The organism is Faecalibacterium langellae, assembly GCF_002549775.1.
In the GTDB taxonomy this organism is placed as follows: Bacteria; Bacillota; Clostridia; order Oscillospirales; family Ruminococcaceae; genus Faecalibacterium; species Faecalibacterium langellae.
The window spans coordinates 140,534-155,029 of record NZ_NMTR01000004.1; the positions used below are offsets into that span (position 1 = coordinate 140,534).

Below are 14,496 nucleotides of genomic sequence, written 5' to 3' on the forward strand. Positions count from 1 at the left end.
CTCCTGTAAACCATAGGAGGGACACTTTTATTGGACCGGGTTTCGTGTTACAATAAGCATAAATCGTTTTTCAGGAGGGACACCCCATGCTCAAACTGGTTTTAGGCGGTTCCGGCAGCGGCAAAACGACCCTGCTGTATGCCCGCATCCGCGCCCGGGCCGAACAGGGCCTGCGCAGCATCCTGCTGGTGCCGGAGCAGTTCACGTCCAGCACCGAGGGCCGCATCTACCGCGAACTGGGCGATGCCCTTTCCGGCATGGTGGAGAGCTTTTCCTTCACGAGCCTTGCCGAGCACATCCTCTCGGCCGAGGGCGGCGCGGCGGTGCAGACCCTTTCGGACGCGGGCCGGGCCGTGCTGGTGCGCCGCGCGCTGGAAGAACTGCAGGACAACGTGCATTATTACTACCGCCACCGCCGCAGCGCGGCCTTCTGCCAGATGGCCGCTGAGACCATCGACGAGCTGAAAAGCGCGGGCCTTTCCGGCCAGCAGCTCTACACGCTGGCCCAGGACTGCGGCCCGGAGAGCGCGAAGCTCGGCGAACTGGCGATGATCTTTCAGGGCTACGAAACGCTGCTGGCGGGTACCGGTATGGACCCCGCCGACCGGCTGGAACTGGCCGCCGACCGTCTGGAAGCTGCCCTCGCCCGGGGTGAACTGCCGGAGTTCCTGCAAGGGCGGGAGGTGTTCATTGACGAATTCGACACCTTCAATGCCCCCAAAAAGCGGCTGATGGGTGCGATGCTGGCAGCCCTGCCCACCGTGACGGTGGCCCTGTGCGACGACGGTGCGCCCATGGTGCCCGGGGATATGGGGCTGTTCTCCGGTGCCAAGCAGGTGGCCGCACAGCTGCGGCAGCTGGCCCGCAAGAGCGGCACCGAGGTGGCCGCGCCGGAGCTGCTACGGCGCGACCTGCGCCACAAAGACGCCCCCGGCCTTGCCGCCGTGACCGAGCTTTTGGAGACCGGCAGCTGCGAAACCCTGCCTGCAGCCCCTGAGGTGCGTCTGTTTGCCGCCGCCAGCCGGGAAGAAGAAGCCCGCTGCACCGCCGCCGCCATCCGCCGCCTGATGCGGCAGGGCGTGCGCTGCGGCCGGATCGCTGTGGTCTGCCGCGATATCGCGAAGTACCGCGCCGCCATCCGGTACGAATTCCGCATGGCAGACATCCCGCTCTACTGCGACGAGCCCACCACGCCGGAGTTCAGTGCCCCGGCCACGGCGGTGCGGGCATTGCTGGCTTTGCTGCACGGTGCCGACCTCACCGAAAACCTCACTGTCCTTGCCAAGACCGGCCTGTGCGATTTGAAAGAGGAGCAGGTCTGCGCGCTGGAAAACTACGCCTACACCTGGTCGCCCAACGCGGCGGCGTGGCGCACAAAATTTGAGAAAAGCCCCAAGGGCTTCGGCGAAAACGAACTGACGGAGGAAGACCGGAAAACACTGGACGATGCCGAAAAGGCCCGCCAGCTGCTTGTGACGGCTGTGGACGAACTGCGCGGTAAAGTACGCGGCGGCAACGCAGAGCAGATCAGCCGGGCACTCTATTTCTGCCTGAAAGAACTGGGTGCTGAGGAACAGCAGGCCGCCCAGGTGGAAGCCATCCGCACGGCACGGGGCATTCCGGCGGCAGAAGAAGCCGCCCGCGAGTGGAACGTGGTGATGCAATTACTAAACGAGATGGCCCACCTGCTGGGCGGGCAGGGCGTCACCATCCCAGAATACGAAGACCTGTTCAGCTTGCTGCTGCGCTCGTCCGACCTCGGGCACATCCCCCAGACGCTGGATGCCGTGGTGCTGGCCAGCGCGGGCAAGATGCGTCTGGATGCGCCGGATTATGTCTTTGTGCTGGGCCTTTCGGAGGGCGAGTTCCCCTGTGCGCCGTCCGAGACGGGCCTTCTGACCCACGCCGACCGCGATGTGCTGATGGCAAAGCAGATCGACCTGCCGGACTGCTTCGAGAACCGCGTGGTGCGTGAGCAGGTGTGCTTTTACAAGGCCCTCACCGCCCCGGCAAAGGGGCTGTGGCTCAGCTGGCCAAAGGGGCAGGGGCAGACCCTGTGCGCGGCGCTGGAGCCCATCGTGGACGCGCTGCACCCGGCGGCCCCGGAACTGGAACTTTCTGATCTGGCCGCCACGCCTGCTGACGGTCTGGATACGCTGGGCGGCGGCTGGCCGCTCACGGACATCGAACGCGCCAGCCTGACCGAAGCGCTGCACGCCCCGGCAGGGGAAGAACCACGGGGCCTTGCCCTGCTGCGCCGCATGGAAGAAAACCCGCCCCGGCAGGTGAACGACCTGCCCGCGCTGGAAACGCTGTTGGGCCGCAAATTGCGCATCTCGCCCAGCCAGCTGGAAAAATACTATACCTGCCGGTACGGCTACTTTCTGCAGTATGTGCTGGGCCTGAAGCCCCGCAAGCGGGCAGAGCTTTCCGCAGACCAGAGCGGCACCCTGATGCACTGGGTGCTGCAGATGGCACTGGACCCGCACCCGGCCGCGGACAACCCCTGCGCCGGGCTGACGCCGTTTCTCGCGCTGGACGACGACGCCATGGCGAACCTTGCCAGCCTTCTGGTGGACGAATACGCAAAGCGCTTTCTGCCCGAGGATACGGCCCGCTTTGCCTACCTGCTCTCCCGCCTGAAAAAGAGCATGACGAGCCTTTTGTGCTACCTGCGGGACGAGCAGAACCAGTCCCGGTTCAAGCCGGTGGCCTGCGAGCTGAAAATTGGCCGGGGCGAAGATGCCGTGCCCGGGCAGGTGTATCATCTTTCCGACGGGCGCACCGTGCAGCTGGTGGGCACCGTGGACCGCGCCGACGAGTGGGTGGAAGAAAACGGCACCCGCTGGGTGCGCGTGGTGGATTATAAGACCGGCACCAAAAAGCTGAACCTGAAAGAGGTCTACTGCGGGCTGGACTGCCAGATGCTGCTGTACCTGTTCAGCCTGACCCGGGACAAAAGCGGACGCTTTACCGGCGCGGAACCGGCAGGCGTTTTGTACCTGCTGGCCGACCCGGCCCCGGAGATCACCACCCGCGAAAAAGCGGCCCGCAGCGTGGAATACCAGCTGGACGGCCTTGTGCGGGATGAGCAGAAGGTGTTCGACGCCATGGACGCCGACGAGACGGGCCGGTATCTGCCCTTCAATTATAAGGGCGGCGTGCCCAGCCCGAACCAGAAGGACAAGCGCGCCGACATCGCCAAGCTCAACCGCATCCAGCTGCATCTGGACGATCTGGTCACCCAGATGGGCACCCAGCTCTATGAGGGCCAGATCGACGCCCAGCCGCTGGTGACCAGCAAGAACCCCTGCAGCTTCTGCGATTACAGCTTTATCTGCTGCCACGAGACCGGCATCGGGGAGCGGGCACTGGACGCCCCGGCCAAGCCTTTTGAGCCGGAGGAATCCGAAGAAACCGGAAAGGAAGGTGAGGACGCATGAGTGGACCCAAATGGACCCCGGCCCAGCGTGCCGCCATCGACGACCGGGGCGGTTCCCTGCTGGTGAGCGCAGCGGCAGGCAGCGGCAAAACGGCCGTGCTGACTGAACGCGCCGTGCGGCTCATCACCGACCCGGAACACCCGGTGGACGCCGACAGGCTGCTCATCGTCACCTTTACGAATGCGGCGGCGGCGGAGCTGCGGGCCCGCATCGGGCAGGCACTGCTGCGCCGCAGTCAGGCGGAGTCCGGCAACACCGCCCTGCGCCGCCAGCGGATGCTTCTGCAGCGGGCACCCATCTGCACCATTGATGCGTTCTGTCTGGACCTTCTGCACAAGCACTTTCAGGCGCTGGATATCCCGCCGGATTTCGCCCCGGCAGACCCCGGCAGCGTGGAGGTGCTGCGGGCGGCGGCACTTTCCGAAACGCTGGAAAACGCCTACCGCGACCCGGATTTCTGCGCTTTTGCCGACCTTTACGGCAAGGGCCGCACCGATAAACCGGCAGGGGATACCATCCTGCATGTGTACGATTTTCTGCGCTCCCTGCCGGATTACGACCGCCGCCTGGACGAATATCTGGCCCCGTGGCAGCAGGAGAACGGCTTCGACGCCACCTGCTGGCATGACCTGCTGCTGGCCGAAGCCGCCCGCTGTGCCAAAGCCGCCCGGGAACTGCTGACGGCGGCGCTGGCCGACTGCAGGGCAGACTTTGCGCTGGCGCAGGTGCAGGCCGAGGAAAAAGGCAAAACGGCAGCGGCCAAAGCCAAGGCTGTGGCGGGCGTCAACGATAAGTTTGCCGAGCCGCTGTTCCGGCTGGAAAACGCAGCCGCTCTGCTGGGCGAGGTGGAGCGTCTGGCTCAGGCAGGGGAGTGGACGCCGCTGTATGACCGGCTCACGCCCTATGTACTGGGCATGGAGGAAGCACCCGGCCTGAAGGGCATGAAAAAGCGTCTGACCGGCGAACACAAGGCGGCGGTCAAGACCCGTGCGGAGGAAGCCGCCAGCCTGTTCGGGCAGATCACTGAGCTGATCTCCTGCAGTGAGGACGAAGCCGAAGCCGACCGCAAAGCCGCCCTGCCCCGGCTGCGGGCGCTGTTCGACGCCGTGCGGGATTTTGACGCCCGATTCGCGGCCAAGAAAAAAGAGCGCAAGCTGCTGGAATTCAGCGATTTTGAACACTTTGCCCTGCGGCTGCTGCGCGGCCCGGACGGCACCCCCACCGAGCTGTGCCGGAGCATCCGGCAGAACTACGCCGCCGTGATGGTGGACGAGTATCAGGACACCAACGCCCTGCAGGACGCCATTTACCGATGCCTTGCGTCTCCGGCAGGGGACAACCTGTTCCTCGTGGGCGACCTGAAGCAGAGCATTTACCGCTTCCGGCAGGCCGACCCCAGCATCTTCCGGGCAAAGCTGAACAGCTGGCCGGAACTGCCCGACGGCACGGCCCGCCCGCGCCCGGCCGAGGGCACCCCGGGCGCCGATGCCCTGCTGGCGCTGGATGCGAACTTCCGCTCCGCCCCACAGGTGGTGGCGGGCATCAATTTTATCTTTGAACAGCTCATGACGCCGCAGCTGGGCGACACCGCCTACGGCGACGGCCAGCGGCTGGTGTGCGGTGCGCCCAGCGAATATACAGGCAGCGTGGAAGCACAGTTTTTGCCCGACGACACCGCCGAGACCGACGCGGCGTGGATCGCCGGACGCATCGAAGAACTGGTGAAAAACGGCGAACCGGTGCGGGACGGCGCGGGCACCCGGCCGGTGCAGTACGAGGACTGCTGCATCCTGCTGGCGGCCCGCGGCGACTTTCTCGCCTACGAGGAAGCGCTGACCGCCCGGGGCATCCCGGTCTACGCCGACGCCCGCGAAAACCTGATGACCGCCCCCCACATCCGGCCCCTTATCTCGCTGCTGCGGGTCATCGACAACCCGGCGCAGGATATCTATCTTGCCGCCGCCATGCTGGGGCCCATGTTCGGCTTTACAGATGACGACCTGGTACGTCTGCGCGCTTACAGCGAACAGGCGCAGAAACAGCAGGAAACGGCTGCGCCCGGCGCAAAGCACACCCGCATGAGCCTGTACGGTGCGGTGCTGCAGGTGGTGCAGAGTGAGGATGAAACGCCCTTCACCCAAAAGGTGAAAATGTTTTACGACCGCCTGACCGAACTGCGCCGCATGGCCCGCAGCGCCCCGGCAGAGCAGTTAATGGAAGAAATTTTCGTCTCCACCGGCTATCTGGCGGCGCTGGGTGCCATGGAGAATGGTGCCCGCCGCCGCGAGGACGCAAGGCGGTTCGCAGCGTTCTGTGCGGCGTCCGGTGCGAATGGCATCTCGGCACTGGTGCGGGCCATCGACGCGGCAGCGCAGGCAGGCTCCACCGGGCAGGACACTGTCCCCGGCGGCTCCCGCCCCGGCTGCGTGACCATCATGACCATCCACCGCTCCAAGGGGCTGCAGTTCCCGGTGGTGTTCGTGGGCGACACGGCACGCCGGTTCAACGCGGCCGACACCCGCCAGCCGGTGCTGCTGCACCGCGAATACGGCGCGGGCCTGCGGCTGCGGCCGGAGCAGGGCGAGGGCGCTTACAAAACAGCGGCCTACACGGCCCTTTCCAACATGCACGCCCAGGAGATGCGCAGCGAACAGATGCGCCTTTTGTATGTGGCCCTCACCCGCGCGCAGGACAAGCTTATTCTGACCGTGCCGCTGGGCATTTCCAAATCCACGAACCCGCTGGCAAAGGCAGCGGCCTTCCTCGCGGCGGGCGCAGGCGAGACGCTGCACCAGCAGGCAAACAGCTTTGCCGACTGGCTGCGGGCGGCGCTGCTGGTGCACCCCTTCGGCGGGCCGCTGCGCAGGCAGGCGGGGGACCTGGAACTGCCTTTCGTGTTCAGCGAGAGTGAGATCAACATCACGGTGCAGGAAGCTCTGCCGGAGCCCGAAACACCGGAAACGCCCGAAGAAGCGCCGGAAGAAGCCGCTCCGGCGGACCCGGCGCTGGTGGAAGCACTGCGGGCGGGCTTTGCGTGGCGGTACCCGGCGGCACAGCTGGCCGAGGTGCCAGCCAAGGTGAGCGTGACCAGCATCGTGCACAAGGCCGAGCAGACCACGCTGGAACGGCCCGCCTTCCTCTCGAAGGACGGCCTGACCGCTGCCGAGATGGGCACGGCTCTGCACGCCTTTTTGGAGCACGCAGACTTTGCCGCCCTTGCGGCGGCGCGGGCGGCGGGTGTTCTGGACGAAGCCATTGCGGCAGAGCGGCAGCGGCAGGTGGGTGCCCAGCTGGTGGCCCCGGAGATCGCCGAAAAGCTGGACGCGGGCCGCATCCGCCGCTTTGTGGAAAGCGAAGCCTTTGCGAAAATTTGTGCCGCCGACAGGGTGCTGCGGGAGATGGACTTCATCACGGCGCTGCCTGCCAGCGCGGTGATGACGGCGCAGGGTGCCCCGGCCCAGCAGGCCGCCGCCGTGCACAGCGAACAGGTTCTGGTGCAGGGCATCGCGGACCTTGTGCTGGAATTTGCCGATCATCTAGAGCTGCTGGACTACAAGACCGACCGCCGCAAGACGGAAGAAGACTTCCTGCACGCCTACCGTGCGCAGCTGAACCTCTACGCTCTTGCCATCGACAAGCGCTTTGCCCCGAAAAAGGTGACTTATAAAGGCATCTACTCGCTGGAACTGGGGAAATTGATCGAGGCGTAATATTTTTTCCGCAAAACGCATAAAAAGTGCTTGACAGCGCGTTCTGCCTGTGGTAGAATAGCCGAGTAAAGAAAGCAGCTACGGCCCGTGCCGCGCTCGCCTTGTGGGGTCCAAATCCCCGGGCTATACCCGAAAAGCAGTTCATCTTTGTGTGAATTGCGGCTTTTGAGTGAATTCTGCGCGGCTGTCCTGAAAATGGGCGGCCGCGTTTTCTATGCCAAATATTGCAACAAAATGGATTTTGTTTGGAGGTGCATTCATTATCGCTACCGCTGGAAAGTCGAAGGAACTGGAGATCAACGGTCAGATCCGTGACCGTGAGGTCCGTCTGATCGGTGCAGACGGCGAACAGAAGGGCATTGTGTCCATTCAGGTGGCCATGCGTGCCGCTGAGGACGCCAATCTGGACCTGGTCAAGATCGCACCGCAGGCTGTTCCGCCTGTGTGCAAAGTGCTGGATTACGGCAAGTACCGTTTTGAACAGCAGAAGAAGGAGAAGGAAGCCAAGAAGAACCAGAAGGTGGTCGAAGTCAAAGAGACCCGCCTCTCGCTCAACATTGACACCAACGACTTCAACACCAAGCTGAACCAGACTGCCAAGTTCCTGGCAGCCGGTCACAAGGTGAAGGTTTCGATCCGCTTCCGCGGCCGTGAAATGGCGCACAGTGCTCTGGGCGCAGACGTGCTCAAGCGTTTTGCCGAGGCTCTGCCTCAGGCATCCACCGACAAGCCGCCGGTGCTCGAGGGCCGCACGATGTCCATTCTGCTGATCCCGAAACCCAATAAGGACTAATTTTAGGAGGAAACTAAAATGGCTAAGATGAAACTGAAGACGCACTCCGGCGCTAAGAAGCGCTTTAAGCTGACCAAGAACGGCAAGATCAAGCGCGGCCACGCATTCCGCAGCCACATCCTGACCAAGAAGACCACCAAGCTGACCCGTGGTTACCGTCAGCCCAGCTACGTTGATAAGACCAACGCCGCTACCATCAAGAGCATGCTGCCCTACGCCTAAGAGCGAGCCGCAGGCACAAACCATCTACTATTGAGACAACTAAAGGAGATATAAAAAATGGCACGTATCAAGGGCGCAACCATGACTCACAAACGTCGTAAGAAGATGCTGAAGCTGGCCAAGGGCTTCTATGGCTGCAAGAGCAAGCACTTTAAGATGGCCAAGCAGCAGGTCATGAAGAGCGGCAACTACGCTCTGGCTGGCCGCCGCATGAAGAAGCGTCAGTTCCGCAACCTGTGGATCACCCGCATCAACAATGCAGTCCGTCCTCTGGGCATGAACTACTCCACCTTCATGGCAGGCCTGAAGAAGGCTGGCATCGAGCTGAACCGCAAGATGCTGTCTGAGATGGCCATCAACGATCCCAAGAGCTTCGCAGCTCTGGTCGAGACCGTCAAGAACGCCTGATTAAGAACCTGATCCGAGACGCCCGCGCGTATACGCGGGCGTCCGTTTTGTATCCGGGGTTCTTGCGGACGAAAACAGTGTTTCAGGGCAGCGCCCTGCCGCAGGAGCTTTTGTGGCAGACGCTGCCCTTTTTGCTTTTTTGGCAGGCAGCAGACCAATTTTGAACGTGAATGCAGCGAAAGGTTGAGAACACCATGGACGAAAAAATCACCAGCCGGGAAAACGCAAAAATCAAATATGCCTGCCGCCTTTCTTCCAGCGCGGCCTTCCGCCGCAGTGAGGGCCGCTTTCTGGCCGAAGGGCGCAAGCTGTGCCCGGAGCTTTGCCGCGGCGCGCAGCTGGAGACCTTATTTTATACCGAGAGCGCCATGGCAAAGTGCCCGGAGCTGGCGTCCCTGCCCGGCGAACACTACCTTGTGGAGGACCATGTGGCCGACAAACTGGCCGACGTGGGCACCCATCAGGGCGTGTTCGGTGTGTTCCGCACCCCGGTGCACACACTGGATGAAGTGAAGAACGGCGGGCGCTACCTCGCCCTCGAGCGGGTGCAGGACCCCGGCAATGTGGGCACCCTGCTGCGCAGTGCGGCGGCCTTCGGCTTTGACGGCGTCATCCTCAGCGACGGCTGCGCCAGCGTGTGGGCCCCCAAGACCCTGCGGGCCTCCATGGGCGCGGCGGTGCGTATCCCGGTGATCGAAGCCGGGGCCCTGCCGCAGGCGGTGGCCCAGCTGCGGGCAAAGGGCATCACCTGTCTGGCGGCGGCGCTCTACAAGTCCCAGCCGCTGAGTGCGGCCAAAGCCAGTTACCCGGGCGGCGTGTGCGTCGTCATCGGCAGCGAGGGCCAGGGCCTGACCGATGAGACCATCGCCGCCTGCACCAGCACGGTGCGCATCCCCATGACCGACCGGGTGGAAAGCCTGAACGCCGGCATCGCGGGCAGCATCCTGCTGTGGCACTTCCGGGAGGAGAGCCTGTGAGCGGCCTTGCCGGGCAGACCAGCTTCTTCCCGCCGCCGGACCCGCTGCTGTGCTGGCTGTGGCTGGCCCATGTGCTGGGTCCGGCCAGCGCCCATGCAGGCCGCGTGCTGGACGCCTTTGGAGGTGCGCAGGAAGCCTGGGAAGCACGGGACACCGCCGAATTCCGCCTTGCGGCAGGGGATGCCGCTGCAGCCCGGGCGCAGCAGCTGGACCCGGAACAGTTCCACGGGCTGGTGATGCGGTGCGACGACCTGGGCGTGCGCATTTTGCCCTTTGACGACCCGGACTACCCGCTGGCCTTTTCCCGCATCCCGGATATGCCGCTGGTGCTCTACTGCACCGGCGATGCACTCTGGCTCAACGAGCCGGGGGCCGTGGGCATCGTGGGCAGCCGTAAGCCCACCGAGTACGGCCTGAACGCTGCGGCAGACATCGGCGGCGCACTGGCCAAAAGCGGTGCCATCATCGTCAGCGGCCTTGCCGACGGGCTGGACAGCGCCGGGCACAAGGCGGCCGTGAAAAATGACCGGCCCACCATCGCGGTGATGGGCGTGCCCATCGACCGCACCTATCCGGCGGCCAATGTGGCCCTGCGGCACAAGATCGAGCAGAAGGGCTGCGTCATCAGCGAGTACCCGCCCCGCAGCGACGGTGTGGGAGCCATCGGCTTTTTACAGCGCAACCGGCTCATTGCGGCGCTCAGCTCGGCGCTGCTGGTGGTGGAAGCCCGCGAAAAAAGCGGCACCATGTCCACTGTGGCCCACGCCGAGCGCTACGGCAAACCGGTGTTCGCAGTGCCGGGCAGCATCTATTCGCCCAACTCCGCGGGCACCAACGGCCTTTTGCGGGACGGACGGGCCCGTGCCGTGTGCACCGCCGAAGACCTGCTGGGCCCGCTGGGCCTGCACCCGGACAAGCCTGCCGCCGTCACGGCCCGCAGGCCGGAGCCGGTGAGCGACACCGAGCGCAAAGTGCTGGCCTGCATCGGCCCGAAGCCGGTGGGGCTGGAAGAACTGTGCGTGAACACCGGCCTGCCCACGGCGGTGCTGCTGAGCACCCTGATGAAGCTGGAGCTCTCCGGCCGGGTGTTCAAACAGCCGGGCCAGCGGTATGTGCTGCGGTAAAGCATAAATTTTACTGGCACTGCACACAACAAGTGTGGTATGATAAAAAAGAGAATCCCGCGCTGGGCACAAGGGGTGCACGGTGCGTTCTGATAAAAAGAAGAAAGAACATCGAATGGGAGTAATCACGAATGGCGAAACTGGTAATCGTGGAGTCGCCGGCTAAGGCGAAGACCATCGGCAAATATCTGGGCGATGATTATGAGGTCACCGCCAGCATGGGCCATATCCGCGACCTGCCCGCTTCTCAGCTGGGCATCGACGTGGAGCATGACTATGCCCCGCAGTACATCAGCATCAAGGGCAAGGAAAAGCTCATCAAGGAGCTGAAAAGCAAAGCCAAACACGCCGACGGCGTGCTTCTCGCGACCGACCCGGACCGCGAAGGCGAAGCCATCAGCTGGCATCTGGCCAACATTCTGGGGCTGGACCCCCACGAGCCCAACCGTGTCACCTTTGACGAGATCACTAAGAAGGGTGTGAAGGAGGGCATGGCACATCCTCGTGCCATCGACGAAGACTTGTTCAACGCCCAGCAGGCCCGCCGCGTGCTGGACCGTCTGGTGGGCTACAAGCTCAGCCCGTTTTTGTGGCGCAAGGTGCGCCGGGGCCTTTCCGCAGGCCGCGTGCAGAGCGTGGCCGTGCGCCTGATCGACGACCGCGAGAAGGAGATCGAGAACTTCAAGCCCGACGAATACTGGAACGTGGACGCCACCCTCGGCGCAGGCCACAAGAGCTTCACCGCCCGCCTGGCTTCGGACAGCAAGGGCAAGAAGCTGCTGCCGAAGAACGAGGCCGAGGCCCGCGCCATCGAAAAGGGCCTGGAAGGTGCCGAGTATGTGGTGACCGAGCTGAAAAAGGGCAAGCGCGCAAAGCAGCCCACCCCGGCCTTCATCACCAGTACCCTGCAGCAGGAGGCTTCCCGCCGGCTGGGCTTCACGGCCACCCGCACCATGCGCGCCGCTCAGACGTTGTACGAAGGCGTGGACATCGCAGGCCACGGCACCATGGGTCTGATCACCTATATGCGTACCGACAGCCTGCGTATTTCCGACGAAGCTGTGGCTGCCGCCAAGGAATACATCGCCGGTGCCTACGGCGAAGCCTATATCTGCCCCTACAAGCGCACCTGGAAGACCAAGAGCGCTACCGCTGCGCAGGACGCCCACGAAGCCATCCGTCCCTCGGTGCCGTCCCTGACGCCGGACGAGGTGGACAAGAGCATCAGCGGCGACACCGCCAAGCTCTACCGCATGATCTGGAGCCGCTTTATGGCCAGCCAGATGGCCGACTGCCAGCAGGACACCGTGTCCGTCACGGTCAGCGCGGCAGATTACCGCTTCAAGGCCAGCGGCTACACCGTCACCTTCGACGGCTTCACTGTCCTGTACGAGGAAGCCACCGACGAAAAGGAAAAGAAGGAGACCGCTCTGCCCCCGCTGGAACAGGGCCAGGTGCTGAAGCTGCGGGAGCTCAAGAGCGAGCAGAAGTTCACGCAGCCGCCCGCCCGCTACACCGAAGCCACCCTCATCAAGGCACTGGAAGAAAACGGCATCGGCCGTCCTTCCACCTATGCGCCCATCATCACCACCATCATCGACCGCGGCTATGTGGAGCGCGACCAGAAGAAGCTCAAGCCCACCCTGCTGGGCCGGGCTGTGGACGGCTTGATGCTGGAGCAGTTCCCCCACATCGTGGATGTGGACTTCTCCGCCCAGATGGAAAAGAATCTGGATAAGATCGAGAGCGGCAAGGCTGACTGGCACAAGACCGTGGACGACTTCTACAAGGGCTTTGCCGCCAGCCTCGAGCAGGCCGAGAAGAACATGGAAGGCAAGAAGGTCAAGGTGCCGGACGAGCCTTCCAGCGAGGTGTGCGACCTGTGCGGCCGCCCCATGGTCATCAAGGTGGGCAAGTACGGCAAGTTTTTGGCCTGCAGCGGCTTCCCCGAGTGCCGGGGAACCAAGCGTCTGGTGAAGGATACCGGCGGCATCTGCCCCAAGTGCGGCAAGGGCCGTATGCTGGAGCGCAAGAGCTCCAAGGGCCGCATCTACTACGGCTGCGAGCGCTACCCGGACTGCGACTTCATGACCTGGGATATGCCGGTGCCCACCAAGTGCGAAAAGTGCGGCAGCACCCTGTTCCGCAAGGGCAGCAAGCTCTACTGCGCCAAGGAAGGCTGCGGCTTTGAGATGCCGGTGCCGAAAAAAGATTAAATTGTGAACTGGCTCGCCCTCTCAGCCTCACTTCGCTCGGCAGCTCCCCCAAAGGGGGAGCCAAGGGCATGGCGGGAGTGCTCTTGCCTCTCCCTTTGAAAGACTTCCCCCGGTCGGTGGAAGATGTCGCGTTAGCGACAGAAAGGGGAACAAGGTGGCACGGCGTAAGCCATGACGGAGAGGGCGAAGACGCTAAAGGATAAGAGTATATGAATCAATACAAAGTTACCGTGCTGGGCGCGGGTCTGGCGGGCTGCGAAGCCGCCCTCTGGCTGGCGGGCAAGGGCGTGCAGGTGGACCTGTACGAGCAGAAGCCCACCCATTTTTCCCCGGCCCACAAGAGCGCCGGTTTTGCCGAGCTGATCTGCTCCAACAGCCTGAAAGCGGAGCGGCTGGATTCTGCCTCCGGTCTGCTCAAGGAAGAAATGCGCCGCATGGGCAGCCAGCTGCTGAACGCTGCTGAGACGGCCCGTGTGGCCGCGGGCGGTGCGCTGGCCGTGGACCGCGACGCTTTCAGCACCGAGGTGACCCGCATGGTGGAAAGCTGTGAGAACATCACCGTCCACCGGGAGCGGGTGGAGCACATCGACGAAAGCGCCCCCATTCTGGTGGCCACCGGCCCACTGACCGACGGGGCACTGGCCGACGAGATCGGCCGCCTGACCGGTGACGAGCGCCTGCATTTCTACGATGCCGTGGCCCCCATCGTCACGGCTGAGAGCCTTGACTACAACAAGGTGTTTGCGGCGTCCCGCTATGACCGGGGTGAAGCCGACTACCTGAACTGCCCCTTTAATAAAGAAGAATACGAAGCGTTCCACGCGGCCCTTGCATCTGCCGAGCGTGCACCCCTGCACGACTTTGACACCGGTGCCGAGCAGTCGGCCCAGCCCGACCCGGACGCCCACGGCAAAAAAGCCGATACCGTCACGGTGTACGAGGGCTGCATGCCCATTGAGATCATGGCCGCCCGCGGTGCCGATACCATGCGGTTCGGCCCGCTGCGCCCGGTGGGCCTTGTGAATCCGGCCACCGGCCACCGCCCCTGGGCCAATGTGCAGCTGCGCGCCGAAAATAAGGAGCGCACCCTGTATAACATCGTGGGCTTCCAGACAAACCTCAAGTGGGGCGAGCAGAAGCGGGTGTTCAGCATGATCCCGGGTCTGGAAAACGCCGAGTTCGTGCGGTACGGCGTCATGCACCGCAACACCTTCCTCGATGCGCCCCGGGTGCTGAACGCCGGCCTGAACCTGAAAGACCACCCCAACGTGTTCTTTGCAGGCCAGATCACCGGCTTTGAGGGCTATATGGAAAGCGCCGCCTGCGGATTGCTTGCCGCCCGCAGCCTGTACGCCCGCCTCGCGGGCAAAGAGCTGCCCGCGCCGCCGGTCGACACCATGTGCGGTGCGCTGGTGCAGTACCTGACCACCGAGAACAAGCACTTCCAGCCCATGGGAGCCAACATGGGCATTCTGCCGCCGCTGCCCGCCGAGACCCGTCCCCGGGACAAGCGGCTGCGTTACATGGCACAGGCCGAGCGCGCTGTTGCCAGCTTCCAGCACTGGCTGGAGGAAACTGCTCTGTAAGGCAAACCACCTGAAAG

General features: G+C 63.7%; 9 protein-coding genes. All 9 read left to right on the forward strand.

Features of this window, described 5'->3' with window-relative positions; all coding sequences use genetic code 11:
• Positions 1-86: 86 nt before the first annotated feature.
• The 9 genes from CGS49_RS02085 to trmFO all read left to right on the forward strand — a co-directional run bounded on the left by CGS49_RS02085 (position 87) and on the right by trmFO (position 14,479).
• Positions 87-3,443, forward strand: coding sequence for a PD-(D/E)XK nuclease family protein (locus tag CGS49_RS02085; protein ID WP_097800277.1), 3,357 nt, complete (start codon positions 87-89; stop codon positions 3,441-3,443).
• Positions 3,440-7,153: a UvrD-helicase domain-containing protein gene (locus tag CGS49_RS02090; protein ID WP_097800278.1), complete on the forward strand. Its 3,714-nt coding sequence runs from the start codon at positions 3,440-3,442 to the stop codon at positions 7,151-7,153. Before CGS49_RS02085 ends, CGS49_RS02090 begins: the two co-directional genes overlap by 4 nt.
• A 241-nt stretch (positions 7,154-7,394) precedes the next feature.
• Positions 7,395-7,946 (forward strand): translation initiation factor IF-3, encoded by a 552-nt coding sequence (gene infC, locus CGS49_RS02095; protein WP_242975321.1) that lies wholly within the window; start codon positions 7,395-7,397, stop codon positions 7,944-7,946.
• A gap of 18 nt (positions 7,947-7,964) precedes the next feature.
• On the forward strand, positions 7,965-8,168 hold the full coding sequence (gene rpmI, locus CGS49_RS02100; protein ID WP_005928215.1) for a 50S ribosomal protein L35: 204 nt from the start codon (positions 7,965-7,967) through the stop codon (positions 8,166-8,168).
• Positions 8,169-8,225: 57 nt separating this feature from the next.
• Positions 8,226-8,576 (forward strand): 50S ribosomal protein L20, encoded by a 351-nt coding sequence (rplT, locus tag CGS49_RS02105; RefSeq protein ID WP_097800280.1) that lies wholly within the window; start codon positions 8,226-8,228, stop codon positions 8,574-8,576.
• 170 nt (positions 8,577-8,746) lie between these two features.
• Entirely contained in the window at positions 8,747-9,553 is an 807-nt protein-coding gene (locus CGS49_RS02110) for a TrmH family RNA methyltransferase (RefSeq protein WP_242975322.1), read from the forward strand.
• Positions 9,550-10,677: a DNA-processing protein DprA gene (dprA, locus tag CGS49_RS02115; protein WP_097800281.1), complete on the forward strand. Its 1,128-nt coding sequence runs from the start codon at positions 9,550-9,552 to the stop codon at positions 10,675-10,677. The genes CGS49_RS02110 and dprA overlap by 4 nt, the downstream gene beginning before the upstream one ends.
• Before the next feature lie 131 nt (positions 10,678-10,808).
• Positions 10,809-12,893 carry a type I DNA topoisomerase gene (gene topA / locus CGS49_RS02120; protein WP_097800282.1) on the forward strand — a complete coding sequence of 695 codons (2,085 nt, stop codon included), beginning with the start codon at positions 10,809-10,811 and terminating at the stop codon, positions 12,891-12,893.
• Positions 12,894-13,102: 209 nt separating this feature from the next.
• Positions 13,103-14,479, forward strand: a complete 1,377-nt coding sequence (gene trmFO, locus CGS49_RS02125) for a methylenetetrahydrofolate--tRNA-(uracil(54)-C(5))-methyltransferase (FADH(2)-oxidizing) TrmFO (RefSeq protein WP_097800283.1) — start codon at positions 13,103-13,105, stop codon at positions 14,477-14,479.
• Positions 14,480-14,496: the final 17 nt, after the last annotated feature.